We start from the raw sequence: 19,069 nt of genomic DNA, 5'->3' as shown, positions 1-19,069 counted from the left end.
TCTTATGACAAAAACACTTGAACTTAACTTTAAAACAACATTTGATAAACCATTTAAGCTACAACTACCACAAGTAAACAATATTGTCACAGAACAATTAGTCAGAAATAGTATGAATTCGTTAGTTGATTTAAATGTATTAACGTCTAAAAGTGGTTCTATCGCCAAAGTACAAGCTGCCCAATTAGTTGATAAAACTACAACAGTGCTATTTGAAGATAAATAATGCAATTTTATATGTATTTGAAATAACTTGTAGCTTTAAACAGTCTGAAGGGAATGTTCTCTTCAGGCTGTTTTTTTGTTTAATATTCACTATTTATTTCACACAACATTTTAGTTATAATAGGCTCATTCTAATTAGAAAGTGTGAAAATTATGTTTTTATTATATTTATTTGGTATTGTTGTAGGCATGCTTATCCCCATTCAAACTTCTATCAATTCACGTTTAAGTCAATTTACACGTTCTTCCTTTTATGCATCTACTATTTCATTTGCAGTTGGCACGCTTTTCTTAGTCATTTTAAATATTATAATGACGCCAGCAATATTTAGTAGTGATTTCTATGCTCATCAAACATTTAACTATACATGGTTTTTAGGTGGCCTACTTGGTGTATGTTTCTTAACTGGTAATCTGTTATTATTACCTAGATTGGGTGCTGCACTAACAGTCGTCATGACAGTTGCTGGACAAATTATTATGGGCGTATTGATAGACACTTTTGGTTGGTTTGGCGCATCAACTCATACTTTCTCAATTCTTAAAGGAGTAGGAGTTATCATTTTATTTTTAGGTATTTTATTAATGAATTATATTCCAAAGACAAAGCTTACTAATAGTCAAAATAAAGCTTTCATCATGTGGATAATTGTAGGCTTTATATTTGGCTTTGCTCCACCGATTCAAACAACAGTTAATAGTGCACTTGCTACTAGTACTCACTCATCTATTTTTGCATCTTTAGTATCGTTTACGATTGGAACGATTGCGCTATTTATTCTAACCTTGGCCTTTCATCGCACACTTAAAATTGAATCTCATATTCAAACATTAGGTCAATTAAAACCTATTTATTTCATAGGTGGTTTGTTAGGTATGGCTTTCGTCACAGCTAATATCATACTAATGCCATTCCTTGGTGCTGCGCTTACGACAATAGTTGGAATGTTAGGTCAAATGCTAATGGGTGTAATTATTGATCAATTTGGCTTATTAGGATCACCCAAAAATAAAATTACCTTTAGAAAATGTTGCGGATTATTATGTATTACAATTGGCATCATACTTTTAAGATTATTCTAAATCTCTAGGAGCCTATGACAAAAATATTTCACACATACATCCAAGCATTTTTGCAGTAACTATCAGGTTTGTAAAATATTGATAAATCAACGTTTTATAAACCTGTTCAGTCATGCCGGGGTGGGATTATGACATAAATGTCATTTAAAATTTATGTCTGTCCCACTCCCATTTTTTTCATTTTGTACTGAATACTACATTTTTAACTTAAAAGTGAAAGTTAACACTCTTTTTAATAGAAAAATTTTGTATTTCATGCTAATATTCTAATTCTGATAGTTTTATAATTTAACCTATTAAATTAATATCGTAATAAATGACTATCTAGGTATATGATTTAATTCCAAACAATATACACTTTATATATAATCAATTGTTATAAAAGTAATTTTTATTTAATCATAATAGGCGTATTTTTTACATTTCTAAATAGTTAATAATCGTATTTTTATAATCATTACAAAACTAATGATAGTTATATATACAATATTAAAATTAGAAAACTAATTGTTATAACAAAAATATATGAAAAAATTTAGAAATGTTAAAATAAAAATTATAAAAACGGGTATATACATACTAAGTTAATGTAACTGTTATTATATAAAAAGCAGTCAGTATAAGTGATTGATAGTGTCAGACGTAGAAAGGTAATTAATTGTACTAAATAATTATATCTAATAAATAACACTTGTTAAATAATTAAATTACGAGTAATTTTAATAATTACTGATATTTTTGATAGTACAAATTGCTATTTTAAAAATACATTCATTGTATTTAATCAATAATTTGTTTTATTAACACTTTTTTGTTTACTTTTTATTTTTAACTAGTTATAATTAACTAAATAATACAGCATTAAATATATTTAATAAAATTTATTTAATGTAAAATTATGAATTACGTATCTACTATTTAATATAATAGATATAAATAAATATCGGGCAAATGTACCACAAATTGGTACAATATAGGGAGGTTTCATCAATGGCAATATCTAAAATAAATGATTGTTTCGAACTATTATCAATGGTCACTTATGCTGACAAATTAAAAAGTTTAATCAAAAAAGAATTCTCAATTAGCTTTGAAGAATTTGCTGTACTAACATACATCAGTGAAAACAAAGAGAAAGAATATTATCTAAAAGATATTATTAATCATTTAAATTATAAACAACCACAAGTTGTAAAAGCTGTTAAAATCTTATCTCAAGAAGATTACTTTGATAAAAAACGTAACGAACATGATGAGAGAACAGTCTTAATCTTGGTTAATGCACAACAACGCAAAAAAATTGATGCATTATTAAGTCGTGTTAATAAACGCATCACAGAAGCAAATAATGAAATTCAAATTTAATCGTAATCGAGTAGGAGGATAACCATTATTTGATTATCCGTCCTCTCACACCACCGAGCGTACGGTTCCGTACTCGGCGGTTCAATATCTTGCGTAAGCCGTCTCTGCGAGTTGGGTTAATGGTTCTAACCCCCACTTGTAGAGACGTTTTGTTGTAAGTGCACGATGAACTTCATGCGTTGATGATAAGCGCCAGTATTTCTTTCTTGAATTGGCAATTTTCATTGCACTCTTATGGTCAAGTCCATACTTACGTAACATCTTATATTTGGTTTTTATTCTTTTCCATCTTTTGAGGATTAGTTGTCTAATGCGTCGGTTTAACCATGATTGTAACTTCGTTACAAAACCTGTAATAAATCCTTTACCAAAGTAATTTATCCACCCTCGTGTTACTTGATTAATTTCTGATATAATCTCTTTAAAGGTACCTGGTCTATTTCGTTTCGTTAGACGTCTTAAGGTGCGTTTTAAATTTCTTCTTGCTTCCATAGTCGGTCTGAAACGATAAGTGCCATTTACTTTGGTCATTAGACAACTCAAGAACTTTAAACGTGTGATAGAACCTACCTTGCTCTTTTCACTATTTACAATAAGTTTAAGGTCTTTTTCGATAAACTTTGTCACACTTTCCATGACACGTTGACCCGCTCGTTTTGTACGTACAAAGATGACGAAGTCATCTGCATAACGAACAAAGCGATGACCACGTTTCTCCAATTCATTATCTAATTCGTGAAGATAAATATTACAAAGTAACGGGGAAATAACACCACCTTGCGGTGCACCTATTTCTCTACTTCGATAATTACCATTGAGGTCGATTGCACCAACCTGTAGGCTTCTACGAATAAATTTAGAAATGGCTTTATCTTGAACATGTCGTTCAAATAGATACATTAATTTATCATGGTTCAACATATCAAAGCACTGTTTTAAATCACAATCAACTGCAACTAAGTAACCTTCTTCATAGTATGTTGCACATTCTTTAAGTGCAGTTCCTGTACTACGATTCGGTCTAAAGCCATGACTGTGTTTTGAGAAAGTACGGTCGATACTAGGTTCAATGACTTGTTTAATGGCTTGTTGGATAACTCTGTCTCTTGCGACAGGGATTCCAAGCACGCGCTTTTTCCCATTTGATTTAGGTATTTCAACCTTTCTTACTGCTTGTGGCTTATACGTGCCATCAAGCAGTTTTTGTTTAATTTGTGGAAAGTATTTTGCGAAATGTGATGTTAATTCACTTACTCGCATGCCATCGATGCCAGGTGCACCGTTGTTTTTCTTCACTTTCTTAATTGCTTTTTGTATATTATTCTCTCTTACAACAAGCTCCATCATAGATGGAGACTCACGATACATTTCTTTCATTTCACCTAAGATTTACTGTACGCACTCATATATCCTTTTTCGTTCCACTACTTATCTTTCTATGAGTTGCCAATCATTAATTGTATTCTGTACGTTGTAAATCTCTAACCTCCATTCTTTACTTTGTATGAATATTGTTCAGTCCTTCAGTATTTCTACCTACTATGACCTCTGCTGACTTCTCATCATTCGTTATTACTACGATTTTTTTTATCGCTGATGAGACCTCCCCGGGTAAGAGTAACCACTTTCCACTCATTCCACTGCATCATTTACTATATAGAACTCGGGTAGTATCGGACTTTATCTTGTATTGCAGATTCATCCATTCCACATAGCCTTGTATGATATTTCTGTTCGTCAGTGCGAGTGTTTGCGTCCGACTTCCTTCAGATTCCATTTCACAATGGACACCCTTGTCTTTCGCTAACAGTTCCTACTACCAAGCCTGTAACGGACTTTCACCGTCTAGTAATTACCCATGCCGGGCGCACAATTAAAACGAGATAATCACTGATAACAAGGTGATTATCTCGTTTTTTATTTTGTGAATTTAAAGCTAGAATTCCAATAAGGTAACATGATTTGCAAATAATATTATATACATTGGCGACCTTTATTATGTAGAAATTAATTACTCTTTTTAATTGTTAAAAAGCTTGTTGTTAGCTATTTACGATTTCATACCAATTTTACTAAAATAGCAAATGTTTATTGTATTTAAAATTATCATGATTACAATTAATATATCGTGTCACATTTTCAATTCACAATAAATAAAGTAATTAGTTTATTTTGTTTAAGAATTCTAAATAGTATTCAAGAAACTTATCTGATTCTTCAATATGTGGGGCATGACCAGAATGCTCGAAAACATATTTAGTAACGTTTGTATAATAGTCCTCAAATGGAAAATTTTGTTTATCTTTTATTAACGGATCGTATTTGCCATTAATAATTAGGGTTGGCACACAGGTGTGTTGATTTATAGTTGTTGTATCTGCTTGATATTGAATTAACGCTCTAACAGCGGCTGCGCTATCATCTTCTGTTTGCATACTATACAATCTCTGGTTTTGATACCATTTCATTGTACTTTCTTGATTTTTAAATAATTTTGAAAATAATATGATATAGGCCTCTGATTTATTAAATCCTGCTACTTTATCTTGATAGTCGATTAATAATTGCGTAAATCCATGAATTAAATCATCTTGTTTTGCAGCAATTAAAGTTAATGATTTAACACAACATGCAAATTGATCTGTAAATAATTTGGCAACAACACCACCTAAATCAAATCCAATAATATGTGCCTTATGAACTTTTAATTGTTCCATTAATGCTTTTAAGTCGTTAACATGATCCATTAGTTCATAAGAGCTTTGATGAGTTGATTTCCCATGTCCTCTCATATCATAACTAATCACTTTATATGTTTTTGACAGCATTTGTTGTAACTGTTCAAACCCTGCTAAGTTACCATCTAAACCGTGAAGTAAAATAATAACATCCCCTTCACCCTGTTCTTTATAGGCAAGTTGGGTTTGACTATTCGTTTGAACTTTATTCATTGTGACACCTCCCTTAGTAATTGTTATACCCAACCTCGTTTCGTTCTACGCTTGTTAATTTTAAAATTTAATTTTTTACAATAAAAAATCTCATATTTTTTAAATTGTCATGAAATATCAGCGACATTAACTGATTTTCGATGATGTCGTTTTACTTTTAGCTAAAAAAGGAGTGAGACAGACATAAATTTCAAATAACATTTATGTCGTAATCTCACCCCGGTAAGACTGCCTAAGTTTGTAAAATGTTGATTTATCAATATTTTACAAACCAGACAGTTACTGCCAAATATTTTAATTTAAGTCTGAAATATCTTTGTCTCAGGCTCTCTTGCCATATTATATTCTCATAATTATTTCTAAATAACTCGTCAGTAAGTTACTATATTCTAGTTCTTGATGATAATTTTATTGTAAAATAAACCACTAGTACAACTAAGATAATCCAAATTGCCAAAGAACAAATTTGTGCAACATTAGGATTATGAACCATTGAATCTATAGTTTTTTGACAAAATAATAGTCCTATACCACTAAAGACTAAACGTTTAAAAAAGAAACCAGCAATAACTAAAATAATTCCTATGAAAAAGAAAAATTGGTGGCCATAACCCGTAATTGGTATAATTCCCCAACTCATATTAAATGCATTCATTATAATAAGTACTAAAGATATAGTAGCAACGATAATTCCTAAAAACATTTCAAAATTATTACTTCTTAAATAGTTCTTTTGTGCCACTCTTAAATATATAAATATAGTAAGCGGAAAGATAATTGCACAATAAAATAAACTAATTCCCGTTATGGCCTGAAAATCTACATATTGTTTATCGTAAAGATATGATATTAATAAAAAGTTAAGTATAAAAAATACTAGTGGGTTAAGTTGTAGCGCAAATAAATTTCTTTGAATCATTAAAATGATTTGAGCAGGCGATTTCTTCCTATATTCAATATAATCCAAATCTTGTTGTTCTGAATTTTTAATATCATGACGGATTTTTTCTTTGATATCATCAATTGAATTTGGTGATAAACCTTTATGATTAAAATAATCTTCTATATTTTCTAATAATATTTTATCATTGACACGCATGAATAAGCTCCTTTAAATAATAAGCATCTTTAAATATTGTAGTGTTTATATGTAATTTCGTAAATAAATAAGCATTTAGAGTTTCTGCTATCTTGATAGCTAGAAACTCTTATGCAGTTTATTATAAATTAATAAACCGTAAACCTATTTTAGGTAACCAGTTTTTCTCTGTTGAGTCACATACTAGGATACTGTCTCAGCAGTCTCGACTTCAAAATAATTCGTATTTTAAATTATTCATTATTTGTTTATCAGTTCTAATATTTAGAAAACTTAATTTAGACCGCTCTATTAAAATAGCCGACAAGCTGAACCACTTACTTGTCGGCTATGAATGCTATTCAATTTATTATTGTTGTAAGTCTATACGATATAATTTAACATTTTTATCTTGTGGAGAATCTGAACTAAATTGATATGATGCTTTACCTTTTTGGATATAACCAAAATTGCCAGTAACATCATTGTAATGAACTCTCGTTATCGCTTGATTTCCAACATATTTTTTCACTTCTTTATATGTTGGCCCATTAGCATGGTTGTACATCATTGATACTCGTTTAACATGACCTTCATTCTTTTTGCCATCTGCTGTAACTAATAATGTACCTTTATTAGTATGAAATTCATAATAATGCTCCGTACCATCTTCATTGTAAGAATACACAGGGTTCTTGTATGTTTTTAATACGTTATGCATTGATTCTCCTATTTTAACTTTTTCAAGTGATTGATCACCTTGACTTAATTGTTTAACTGTTTCTAAAGAATTGCCACTTGCTGCTTCAGCATGAGAACTTGTCATACCTACTCCAAATAATACACAACATGTTATAACACTTGCGATTAGTAGCTTTTTCATAAGCACTCTCTCTCCTTTTTTATCTTTTGTCGTTTTGTGCTTATTTTTATTATACTATAATTATTACTAAAATAACAGTAATGTTACAAATATGTTACAAGTGTTGTGTCATATTTGTTAGCTAAGATTTTAAATTTTATATAACTCTATTATCATGATGAGCATTGATAAATGATGTTACTTGTTTTATAAATTTATCTTCTTCTTCAACAAATGGGAATGCACTAGATTCATGGAATACTTCAAATTCTCCATGTTGAATTAAATCTTCAACCTCTTTAGCTTCAAGTCTTGTTGTTCTTTCACCATATTCACCCGCTATAATTAATACGGGTACAGATACATCACGGTATAATTTTGAAATCCCATGACGCTTAAAAATATCCGTAACTGCTTCAATTTCTTCTTTTGTAGCAATTTCGTTTGTATTTTCAACATGTTTTAAAAAGCGATTCATTTTGCGTGGGCGATAATATTTACGTTTATTTAAAAACTTGTCTTGTTTTTCATGATCCCAATTTCTAATGATGTGAGCATATTTTCTGAATAAACGTTCTTCTGGAAGTTCTCCTTCAATTGAAGTTGGATTAACCAATGTAAGTGAGGAAATATGATTTTGATAGCGAATTGAAATATCTGCTCCAATAACTCCTGACATTTCATGACAAATAAAAGCCGCTTCCTCTATATATAAATAATCCAACAATTTCACTAAATCATCAGCAAAATCATGTATATCAATATAACGTGGTTTATCTGAATATCCATGTCCCCTTAAGTCCACAAGTACTACTTGGAATGACTTTGCTAATTTTTTAGCAAGATTGTTAAACACAGTATAATTATCAAATACGGTATGCACTAAAACAATAGGATAACCTTCCCCTAATGTACTATAGTGTATTGATGTGCCATCTTTTCTAGTAAATAAATCCATGATTATCTCCTTTATGCTCATTATTTATAGGTAAAATTGACAATAATTGTTCAATTGTAGTTATAGTAAAGTCTACTTCTTCAGCTAATGGTTCAATTTCTGCACCTTCTTGTTTATACCATACACTAACCATACCCATTGCACGTGCAGGTGCTACATCATTTAATGCATCGTCTCCTACATACATAATTTCATCCGGCTTGGCATTTAATTGTTCAATCATGTCTTCAAAAATTTTAGGATGGGGCTTACGAAAGCCTACCGTTTCAGAAGTTGACAGATAATTTATCACATGCATCAGTCCTAAAGAATGAAGTCGAAACTGTTTAATTTTAGACTTACCGTTAGCAATGACACCAATTAAATATCCTTGTTTAGATAATTTTTCTAGAGTATAAAGTGTATCGTAGTACGGGAAAACATAGCGATAAAAATGCATTTCAAAATCATTAAACAAATCTTTCCACGTTAATCTATCTATATGAAATCGTTTTATTATTTCTTTATATAAGTCAGGTTTATCATTATCTTCATCATCATCAAGTTCAATAAACGTCTTTTTAAAATCTGCTAATTGAATATGAATTAAGTAGTCGTGAAACCTTTCATATTGCTCTTCAATAAACTTATCCCTCGATTTAACTCTATCTAATAATGTGCCCTCTAAATCAAATACTACAGCTTTAATATGACTTAAATCCATATCCTTTTGACCTCTTTATTTTCATAGTTAATATTATTTTAGCAAATGTCTGTCATTAGTGTAATAGTTTGGTTTGTGAAATTAATAAATGAAATAAAATCGGTATACCGATTAAAGCAATAATAATACTTGCTGGTATTTGTATCGGGGCAACAATATTACTCCCAATAAAATCAGCTATAGTTAACATTGTTGCTCCAATGACTAAATTCAAGGTCATTTGTTGTCCAAGTGTCAATCTAGCAAAATACCTTCTAATTAGCTGAGGTATAATCATACCAACAAATCCTATAATACCAACATACGCAACATTGATAGCAGTCATCATCGATGCTACAGTTAAGGCCATAAAACTTATAAGTTGTACATTTAGGCCTAATGATTGACTTTTCATTTCCCCTAGTTGTAATAACTTAATTGAATTCAATAACACTATAAAAATGACTAATGCTAAAAATAAAGCACTAGCTATCATCCACACATGACTATATTCAGCGTCTCCAAAGCCTCCAAACAAATAGTTGGCAATTGAATTTAATTGTCTTGGTTTAAGTAAAATTAAAAAATACAGTAAAGCATTAAATAACGCTCCAACCATTAAACCGGCTAGTATTAAAATTCTTATTGGATAGCCTTTAGATATCATTGAGCTGCAAATTAATACTACAAACAGTGACAACAAACTAAAAAAAATAGACATGACTGGTTGCCATAGCAATCCCAATCCTAAAAACAATGATAGTCCAGAACCAAACGTGGCACCACTTGCTAAGCCAAGTGTAAAACTATCTGCTAAAGGATTATTTAATATTGTTTGAAATATTAAACCGGCTAAAGCTAATATCATACCAGTTAACATCGCTTCTAATAAACGTGGTACTCTTACATTTAATAAAATAGATTGATTAAAGCTATCATTGATATCCCCTATATTCCAAAATAGTGATGATAAACTAGCGATACCTAACAGCACTAACCAAATTACTAAAACTTTGTGAAATGTCATCATTAACGCTTCCTAAAATAATTTTATATTAATTATAGCAATAATAAAGCATTCTATTCCATGTAAAAAGTATAATAAAATCTCCTTACCATAAAATTTAAAAATAATTAAATGGTAAGAAGACTATAATAAGTTGATATTAAAGGTTATTTACGATATATTGCATCTCTTAAATCTTTTAATCCATCAGCAATTCTTGGTCCAGGCCTTGAAACTGCATCTCCATTAACGATTTCTATTCGTGTATTTTTAACAGCTTTAATATTTTTAAAACCACCACGTTTTTTAATGATATCCATATAATCTGCTCTTGTTTTAGCTTCAGTAGATATAAGTACATCTGGATTATGTTTGATAATGCTTTCTTTAGAAACTGATTTCCATCCATCTATATCATCAAAACTATTTTTGGCATCTAATTTTGTTAACATATCATTAAAGAATGTATGTTTACCTGCAGTATAAATATCTGGTTTGGAAGAAATTTCAATAAAAACATTTGGTTGCTTATGATGTTTAGGTATGGAATTTATGACTTTATCAACACTTTTTTTAGTATCCTCTACAAGTTGATCAGCTTGTTTTTGACGATGCGTTATTTTACCTATTTGCTTGAACGTATCGTATGTTTCATCGATAGATTGAGCATCTTTAACATATACTACTTTGATGCCACTTTTTTCTAGTGATTTTAATACTTTATCTGTAGAACCTTTTTGAGATGCATGGGCCAAGATTAAATCTGGTTTCTCTTTTAATAATGCCTCTTTATTAAGGTTTAGAGCGTCAAATTGTTTTTTACCTTTTTTAACATCTTTAGGGTAGTCGTCTACTGTAGATACACCTACAATATTGTTTTCTAAACCTAACTTATATAATATTTCTGTATTACTTGGCATTAATGAAATAATACGATGATAAGGTGTCTTATTATCTTGTTCTTTATTAGAGTTTGCTTTATCATTTTTCCCGTTACTACATGCTGACGCAATCAACAGTATGACAATAACTAGGGCTAATAATTTCGTCTTCAAAAGCTGTTCCTTCTTTCTTTAATTTAATTGACTGTTATTTTATATACTGAAAAATCTAATGTTATATGTATTGCTATGGTCGTGGCCCATATTGATTATCTTTAGGTTGGCTAACAGCTAAACAAACAATTAACGCAAAAATAGAAATAGCTAGTTCTGCTATTATGATACACAAAGCCATAATCGCTATTATTACTACGAATTCTTTTCTTACATGTATCGTATTTAAGACATCAGAAAATATGAATAATACATTTAATATTGCATAAATAACCGGTATTAACATTGTTCTGCCAACATCATGAAATCTCCTAACTGATAGTGTAAACATCCCAAAAAATAAGATGACATTTACTACTTTTACGAAAACATCAATGATTAACATATCACCAGTGAACGTACTATTCAGTTGAGTGATGACAATACTTGTTACAATATAAAAGAGAAATCCCCACCAAAACTGCGTTCTAGTCGCTCGACTATTTAAAACAAAATAATTAGTCCAATAGTCCTTAATTGCTTGAATCATATTTATGCTCCTTTTGTAACAATTTTTTTAGTTATTAAGTTAATCTATTTATCTAATAAAATATGGTTGTAAAAATCCACAATGCTCCATATCTTTATCGTTAAAATAACATTTACCAAAATGATCAAGTAAGGCATGAAATTCATTAGCATCTTGATGATTAAAATCTTGTGGTAACACAATTTCTCTTTTAAACTTATCATAGTTTACAGTATTACTGTAGCCTAATTTATAAAATATTCTTCTAGTATAATTATCTGGTATAAATTCTACCCTTTTAAATATATACACTAATAGCACATCTGCAGTTTCACTTCCTATACCTTTAATTGCTAGGAGTTGCTGTCGTAATTGCTCACCATAAAATTTATTAATATTATCGTAATTAAAATGATGCTCAGCAAGCCAAGTTAATAAATTAATTATAGTAGCAGCTTTGCTTTTATAGAAACCACTTGAACGTATTAGTGTTTGGAGTTCGCTGTGTGTTAACTTCAGAATATTTTCTGGCATAAACTCAGTCTGTTGTTGCAATTGTTGTAATGCCATTGCAGCATTATTCCACCTTGTATTTTGAACTAATATCGCGCCAAGCATCATTTCAATATTATTAGATGCCGGCCACCAATATTGAGGTCCCATATTGTCATACAAAACTTGATATAGTTGATTAGGGGTTAACATCTTTTTCCTCCTATAAATCTCATTAAAAAACCTCAAAACATTATGCTTTGAGGTTTTTCGTTTACATTGATTCTGGAGCACTAACACCAACCATAGATAAAGCATTTTTCAACGTAATCCTAACTGCTTCGATCATAGCAATATGTGCTTTAGTCTTAGCTAAATCATCAGAAAGTACTTTTTCAGCATTATAAAATCTATGGAAATGTCCTGCTAAATCTTGGATATAATTTGTAATTCTATGTGCTGCTCGATGTGTTGCGGCACTTTCAATTGTCGGTTCAAAATCTGCCACTTTTTTGAGTAAATCAATTGCTTTATCATTAGTTATAGTTGTGAAGTCATTCACTTCAGAAATTTCAATACCTTGTTCTTTAGCTTGTTTTAAAATTGAACAAATACGAGCATGAGCATATTGTGCATAATAAACTGGGTTATCTTGTGATTGCTCTTTAGCTAATTCCATATCAAAATCAAAATGGCTATCAGGACTACGCATTGTTAGGAAGTAACGTGCAGCATCTACACCAACTTCATCCATAATCTCACGTAATGTAATGGCATTACCAGTACGTTTACTCATTTTAACTTCTTCTCCATTTTGCATTAAACGAACCATTTGCATGATTTGAATTTCTAAACGGTCGCTATCGACGCCAAACGTTTCTAGAGATGCTTTAATACGATTAATATAGCCATGATGATCTGCTCCAAATAAATCGATTAAAATGTCATTACCTCTTTTAATTTTGTCAAAGTGGTATGCAATATCTGGTAAGAAATACGTATAATTTCCATCCTTTTTAATTAAAACTCTATCTTTATCATCTTTAAAGTCAGTAGTACGTAACCATGTAGCTCCATCTGCTTCATACGTATAACCTAACTCTTTCATTTTAGCTAATACTTCAAGGATTTCTCCTTTTTCATATAACGTTGTTTCACTAAACCAATTATCAAAATGTGTATTAAAATCAGATAAATCTTTTTTAAGTTTTACCATTTCATATTCTACACCTAGTTGTCTAAACTCTTTTAAACGTTCTTCAGCTGAATAATCTTTAATTTCAGGATGTTTGTCAGCTAAGTCTTTACCTATTTCTATAATATCTTTACCGTTATAACCATCTTCCGGCATCTGATGACTATTATCTCCTAGTGCTTCAAAGAATCTTGTTTCTATTGATCGTGCTAAATTAGTAATTTGATTACCAGCATCATTGATATAGTATTCTCGAGTAACATTATATCCAGCTGCATCTAAGATATTGGCTAAGGCATCACCCACTGCGGCATTACGTGCATGTCCAATATGTAAATCTCCAGTTGGGTTTGCTGACACATATTCTAAAAGTACATTCTGTCCCTTAGATTCTTCTACATGCCCAAATTGATCACCTTTTTGTAAAGCTTGAGGTATAATTTGAGTAAGATATTGATTATCCATATAAAAGTTTATGAATCCTGGTCCAGCAATATCAATTTGTTTTACTTGTGCTTTAGTTGTATCTAAATTATCAACAATTGCTTGTGCAATGTCACGAGGGTTCTTTTTAGCAATCTTTGTTAACACCATTGCAATATTTGTTGAGTAATCACCATTTTTAGTATCTTTGGGGATTTCAATTTTAATATCTGGAATATCTTGTGCTAAATCTGCTTTTTTGATACTATTTGCAATTTCTTCAATTAACGTGTGTTTTACTTGATCAATGATATTCATTCGCTTATCTCCTTATAATTTATTTCATATTGATAAATGCCCATTTTTTCATCATTTTGATATAATTCATAATGAATTTTCAACTTACCACTATCTTTGTTAACAAAATGTAAGATGCTTAGCGTTTTAACATCAAGTGTCATTCGTCCAGCAGGAATATCATATAATGTCGTCGTCGTATGACCTTCAACAAAATGTAAAGTCATATTGATATCGCCTTTTCGTATTAATTTGACACTATCTTGGTTTATTTTAAGCGTTACATTAACGTTGGCATCTTCAATTTGTTCTACATACCGAATATAATCAGCTTGCCGTTGTTGCCAAGTTCCTTCAGTAGTAAAGGTAAATTTGTCTTTTTGGTCATTTTGCTTCAATACTTGTCTCGTTTGAATACTAACTTTCTTATCCAATTACTACTCACCTAATTTTCGCATAATAGCAATATTATAACACATTAAAAGTTGTTTTATTAGAGGTTCTATCATATTTAAATAACTTGATATTATCATTTATATGTTACTTTAACTTGTTGTTTCTCAATATTAAAAAAATAGGAATGGGAATAAGAAATCAATTTATTTAACATTAATTTCTTATTCCCACTCCAACTAAAACGACTAACCATAATCCGGCAATTGCGTTTATTACGATATTATTCAGTCATTTTCTATTCTATATTAAATACAGTAGCGTTTAATTTGAACCCTAAATTTTTAATTACTAAAAGCTTGATGTAATTCTGCTGTAGAATTATTCCACATTGTTTCATCATGTTGTATAAGAAAATCTTTTAATATCTTCTTATTGTCTTCACCAATGTGATCAATGATAATATGATGTTTCATTGATTTATCCATCATATTAACATGTTCAGGCATACTTTTATATCCTCGTCTTATGGATTTGTTTACCATTAAATAGCAAGCCGTTACCCCAGCATAATAGGGACCTTGTTCACTACGTTCGGTAGTGACCCAACATAACCAATATTCTTTAGCTTCTTCACCTTCAACAACTTCTTTGTCAGTAATCCATTTAACACCTTTTTCAACTTTTGCTCGTGCATGCATACCACCAATATCAATAAATGCTTCTTGATTAGCAACATCTATAAACACTGGTGCAATGTTGTCAAGACTAATCGACCCTATATTTGTTCCTTTATGTCCATCTAAAGGATCATTTTTAATGATGTTAAAGTTAAAACCTTTTTTCTCAGACACTTAAAAAACCTCCACAATATTGTTTCTACATGTTAAAAGTATAATTAATTCTTATTCAATCAATCAAAGAATTAGTTTAGCTCATTAATTAAATTTTCAATTGCTTCTCTTATCTCTTTATTGTCTATATTCGCAACCATTTCTCTTGGATAATATAGTTTATAGTCTTGTCTATTAATACCAGTGATACTATTTATAATGAGTGACTGATTACTAATTTCCCTAATTGTGCCATCTCTTTTAAGTAAATGAATGGGTTTACGATTTGAACCAGGGCGGTCGTAATCATATGGAAGATCTGAAAAAGCTTCACTCACAAAATAATAATCTGGATTAATTCCACCTGCGACAAATAAATCTTGTAACTCTGAAATAGTGATGATTGAACCATCAAAGGGAATGTATTTAAATAAATCACGATTAATAAAACGTCGAGCTAAATCACTCAAAATTTCATCATCTTCTTTAATCCATTTTTCAATGTAGTAAGTCACAACCACCTCATCAAGTTCAACATATTGTTCTATGGTAACTGTTTCTTCAAAAAAAGGTATGAAATCATGAGGATATAACTTAAATTCATAACCTTCATTATAAAGTTGTTTAGCTCGTTTCAAACAATTGTTTAACAATACTTCCCCACCACGACTCACGGGATGAAAATAAATTTGCCAATACATTTGGTACCGACTCATAATAAAGTTTTCAACTGCATGCATACCACTTTCTTTAATTAATACCTCATCTTTTGACGGTCTCATCAATCTTAATAAACGTTCCATATCAAATGCCCCATAAGATACGCCAGTAAAGTAGGCATCCCGTTGTAAATAGTCCATTCTATCAGCATCAATTTGCGATGAAATCATTGATATCACTAATTTATTATCATGTGTCTTATTAATTACTTCTGCTACTTCATTTGGAAATGATGCAGATACTCTACTTAAAACAGCATTAACTTCTGTATCGCCAGTAATGATTGCTTGAGTGTATGCTTCATGATCAGTATTAAATATTTTCTCGAAACTATGTGAAAAAGGTCCATGACCTAAATCATGTAATAATGCTGCACATAACGCTAATGGTCTATCCTTATTATCCCACGCTTCATGACCTATAAAAGAATCATCTATGATGCGTCTAACAATTTCATAAACACCTAAAGAATGACCAAATCGACTATGTTCAGCAGTATGAAAGGATAAATATAGTGTTCCCAATTGTTTAATACGACGTAATCTTTGAAATTCTTTCGTTTTTATTAAATCCCAAATTAGCTGATCTTCAACATGTATGTATCGATGAATAGGATCTTTAAAAACCTTTTCTTCTGGGAGTTTTTGATCTTGGTATTGGACTTTCACTGTATCCCTCCTTTAATAATCTATATTTTGAAATACTTAAAATTGTTTCTTCATTAAAGCTAAATCTAACTTTTCCCCATACATTTCTGGTTGGTAAGAACGTAATATTTCAAAACCTTGTTGTTTGTAATATTCTACGCCCTCAGCATTTTGATTATCAACTTCTAAGTAAACCACATCATATTGATTTGAAAATTTAGCTAGTCCTTCATTTAGTAATATTGTACCGTAACCTTTATGTTGTGATTCAGGTCTGACATAATGTGCAGATAAAAATAATTCTTCACCGTAAATAAAATTTGCAAACCCTACTATATCATTATTTTCTTCCACAACTAAAAAGAGTTGATCTTGTAATCTTTTTTTCAAATGATGTACATTATAAGATGCTTCCAATAACTCATTTACTGTTTGAGCAGCATAGATATTTAAATAAGTATTAAACCATGCTTTCGTTGCTACATCTCTAATAGCTACTGCATCTTTTTCAGTCGCTTGTCTCACGTTATACATGTTGTTGCTCCCTTCGATTGCATGTTAGTAATATCGGCATTATACCATAAATCGCAATCTTTCTTAATCAACTTAATTTACTATATAACTTTATTATTAAATAAAAAAGTGAAGTCCGATATTTTTCGAACTTCAACAAAATAACTTATGATTTAATTGTTTCATTCCATTCATCAGCTCTCTCTAGTGCATAAGTATCATTCATGATATCACCTGGTCTTTCAGCAGTTCCAATGATATATCCATGAAGTGTTGCACCTAGGAAGTTAAGTGTATATTTCATTTGAGTAATACACGGTTTAGCTTTAATCTTAGGACAATCTCCCCCAACTAAAACTAAGCGAAAATCTTTGTCAGCCATTCGTTGTTTAAAGTCTTTATATCTATCATCAATTAACGTTTCTGACCAACGATCAATAAATGCTTTAAGTGATGCAGATATACTATACCAATAAACTGGTGAGGCAAAAATGACTGTATCACTTGCTAATAGTTGATCAATGAGTAATTGATAATCATCTTCATAGTTGTTAATTTTTTCTTTATCGTGTCGATAATCTCTTACTGGATTTAATTGATATTTCGTAACATCAATCCAATTATATTCGTGATCTCGTAAAGCATATTTTGTTATTTGTGCAGTATTTCCTTCTGGTCGACTTCCACCAAATAATACCGTAATCAATTGCTTTGACACTCCTTCTAATTTGTTGCTTGTCATTTTTTAAATTTCTTATAGCTTGATTTTACACTTTTTGATAGCGTTTTCAAATAATTTTCAACAACTTTTATATTTTTTATATTCATTTATTTAACTTTTGAAAAATTTATTTTATATAAATAAATAAAATATCAAAAGACGATTTCTATAATTTTTTAATAGAAATCGTCTTTTCTCTAACTAAGCTCTACGTGTCATAGACTTTTGATATAAACTTGCACAACATCTTTACTAAGTTATGTTAATTTTCATATAGGTAAAGATATCTTATTGGAGTTCACTAAATCAACGAGTGATAACTGAAGCTCTTTATAGTATTTCAAATTATCGCATCCCTTACTTTAATTGACCATTATCGTCAAATTGCTCTAGTTTAGGATAATTGATTCTTGATATATGTTCTATGTTTTCTAATTTTTGTTGAAATAATTTTAAATATTGCTGTCTCTCTTGTTCATCATGACTAACTTGATATGCAATAAACGGTTCTAATGGTGTGATACCTGAAAAATAAAGAACGCCATGGTTAATATGGAATAATATTTGTTCGTGAATATCACCTGAAAAACCATTAGGTGCATAACTACCTTCAGGAGAACCTGTAGTAGTTGATATCATACCAATTTTACCTGCAAGGCGTGCCGTATCGTATCTACCATACTGTCCACCATAAATTCCACCAAATAATAATACTTTATCGAACCATCCTTTTAATATTGCCGGAACACTAAACCACCATAATGGAAACTGTAAAATAACAAAATCTGCCCACAATAATTTATCAAATTCAGCTTTAATTACCGGATTTAATGTATCTTGTTCATAATTATATTGTTGCTCCTTAGCATACTTAAAGAAAGTTGTATCATTCTTGTTATTAAAATCTTTGCGACTGGCAACTGGATCAAATTGCATATCATACAAATCTGAAACTTGTACTTCATGACCTTGTTTTTCTAAGGTGTCAATGGCAATATTTTTAAGTGCTGCATTAAACGATTGTGGTTCCGGATGAGCGTATACAATTAAAACTTTCATTCA

The 19,069-nt window shown here is 30.4% G+C and carries 20 protein-coding genes; 3 read left to right on the top strand and 17 right to left on the bottom strand.

Annotated elements, in window-relative coordinates; translation table 11 throughout:
* The first annotated feature begins 4 nt into the window (after positions 1-4).
* The 3 genes from J3R86_RS02600 to sarA all read left to right on the top strand — a co-directional run bounded on the left by J3R86_RS02600 (position 5) and on the right by sarA (position 2,673).
* A complete protein-coding gene (locus J3R86_RS02600) occupies positions 5-226 on the top strand; it encodes a DUF2922 domain-containing protein (RefSeq protein ID WP_207517928.1) in 222 nt (73 codons plus the stop codon).
* Positions 227-378: 152 nt separating this feature from the next.
* Positions 379-1,308, top strand: coding sequence for a DMT family transporter (locus tag J3R86_RS02595; protein WP_207517927.1), 930 nt, complete (start codon positions 379-381; stop codon positions 1,306-1,308).
* A 990-nt stretch (positions 1,309-2,298) separates the two neighbouring features.
* A complete protein-coding gene (gene sarA / locus J3R86_RS02590; RefSeq protein WP_002465279.1) occupies positions 2,299-2,673 on the top strand; it encodes a global transcriptional regulator SarA in 375 nt (124 codons plus the stop codon).
* A gap of 81 nt (positions 2,674-2,754) precedes the next feature.
* On the opposite strand, the gene ltrA is transcribed toward sarA, so the two are convergent.
* The 17 genes from ltrA to J3R86_RS02505 all read right to left on the bottom strand — a co-directional run bounded on the left by ltrA (position 2,755) and on the right by J3R86_RS02505 (position 19,066).
* Positions 2,755-4,041, bottom strand: coding sequence for a group II intron reverse transcriptase/maturase (ltrA, locus tag J3R86_RS02585; protein WP_207518488.1), 1,287 nt, complete (start codon positions 4,039-4,041; stop codon positions 2,755-2,757).
* Positions 4,042-4,835: 794 nt separating this feature from the next.
* Positions 4,836-5,624: an alpha/beta fold hydrolase gene (locus J3R86_RS02580; protein ID WP_207517926.1), complete on the bottom strand. Its 789-nt coding sequence runs from the start codon at positions 5,622-5,624 to the stop codon at positions 4,836-4,838.
* A gap of 382 nt (positions 5,625-6,006) precedes the next feature.
* On the bottom strand, positions 6,007-6,723 hold the full coding sequence (locus J3R86_RS02575) for a hypothetical protein (protein ID WP_207517925.1): 717 nt from the start codon (positions 6,721-6,723) through the stop codon (positions 6,007-6,009).
* A gap of 349 nt (positions 6,724-7,072) precedes the next feature.
* Positions 7,073-7,585 (bottom strand): SA0570 family protein, encoded by a 513-nt coding sequence (locus tag J3R86_RS02570; protein WP_207517924.1) that lies wholly within the window; start codon positions 7,583-7,585, stop codon positions 7,073-7,075.
* A 136-nt stretch (positions 7,586-7,721) separates the two neighbouring features.
* Positions 7,722-8,522 (bottom strand): alpha/beta fold hydrolase, encoded by an 801-nt coding sequence (locus J3R86_RS02565; RefSeq protein ID WP_207517923.1) that lies wholly within the window; start codon positions 8,520-8,522, stop codon positions 7,722-7,724.
* Positions 8,506-9,225 carry an HAD family hydrolase gene (locus J3R86_RS02560; protein WP_207517922.1) on the bottom strand — a complete coding sequence of 240 codons (720 nt, stop codon included), beginning with the start codon at positions 9,223-9,225 and terminating at the stop codon, positions 8,506-8,508. Before J3R86_RS02560 ends, J3R86_RS02565 begins: the two co-directional genes overlap by 17 nt.
* A gap of 55 nt (positions 9,226-9,280) precedes the next feature.
* A complete protein-coding gene (locus J3R86_RS02555) occupies positions 9,281-10,231 on the bottom strand; it encodes a FecCD family ABC transporter permease (protein WP_207517921.1) in 951 nt (316 codons plus the stop codon).
* A gap of 146 nt (positions 10,232-10,377) precedes the next feature.
* On the bottom strand, positions 10,378-11,223 hold the full coding sequence (locus tag J3R86_RS02550) for an ABC transporter substrate-binding protein (protein WP_431607781.1): 846 nt from the start codon (positions 11,221-11,223) through the stop codon (positions 10,378-10,380).
* 115 nt (positions 11,224-11,338) lie between these two features.
* Positions 11,339-11,794: a DUF805 domain-containing protein gene (locus tag J3R86_RS02545; protein ID WP_207517919.1), complete on the bottom strand. Its 456-nt coding sequence runs from the start codon at positions 11,792-11,794 to the stop codon at positions 11,339-11,341.
* 48 nt (positions 11,795-11,842) lie between these two features.
* Positions 11,843-12,478, bottom strand: coding sequence for an endonuclease III domain-containing protein (locus J3R86_RS02540; RefSeq protein ID WP_207517918.1), 636 nt, complete (start codon positions 12,476-12,478; stop codon positions 11,843-11,845).
* A gap of 61 nt (positions 12,479-12,539) precedes the next feature.
* A complete protein-coding gene (gene argS, locus J3R86_RS02535) occupies positions 12,540-14,201 on the bottom strand; it encodes an arginine--tRNA ligase (protein ID WP_207517917.1) in 1,662 nt (553 codons plus the stop codon).
* Positions 14,198-14,614 (bottom strand): YwiB family protein, encoded by a 417-nt coding sequence (locus tag J3R86_RS02530; protein ID WP_207517916.1) that lies wholly within the window; start codon positions 14,612-14,614, stop codon positions 14,198-14,200. The genes argS and J3R86_RS02530 overlap by 4 nt, the downstream gene beginning before the upstream one ends.
* Positions 14,615-14,917: 303 nt before the next feature.
* Complete coding sequence (locus J3R86_RS02525; RefSeq protein ID WP_207517915.1) at positions 14,918-15,427, bottom strand: YwhD family protein; 510 nt, start codon at positions 15,425-15,427, stop codon at positions 14,918-14,920.
* Positions 15,428-15,498: 71 nt separating this feature from the next.
* A complete protein-coding gene (locus J3R86_RS02520; protein ID WP_207517914.1) occupies positions 15,499-16,794 on the bottom strand; it encodes an HD domain-containing protein in 1,296 nt (431 codons plus the stop codon).
* Positions 16,795-16,830: 36 nt separating this feature from the next.
* A complete protein-coding gene (locus tag J3R86_RS02515) occupies positions 16,831-17,307 on the bottom strand; it encodes a GNAT family N-acetyltransferase (RefSeq protein WP_207517913.1) in 477 nt (158 codons plus the stop codon).
* A gap of 145 nt (positions 17,308-17,452) precedes the next feature.
* A complete protein-coding gene (locus tag J3R86_RS02510; RefSeq protein WP_207517912.1) occupies positions 17,453-17,992 on the bottom strand; it encodes a flavodoxin family protein in 540 nt (179 codons plus the stop codon).
* A gap of 372 nt (positions 17,993-18,364) precedes the next feature.
* Complete coding sequence (locus J3R86_RS02505; RefSeq protein WP_207517911.1) at positions 18,365-19,066, bottom strand: NAD(P)H-dependent oxidoreductase; 702 nt, start codon at positions 19,064-19,066, stop codon at positions 18,365-18,367.
* Positions 19,067-19,069: the final 3 nt, after the last annotated feature.

Origin of the sequence: Staphylococcus simiae (assembly GCF_017357005.1) — a bacterium.
Classification (GTDB): Bacteria; Bacillota; Bacilli; order Staphylococcales; family Staphylococcaceae; genus Staphylococcus; species Staphylococcus simiae_A.
This window is presented reverse-complemented; position numbering and strand designations above follow the sequence as displayed.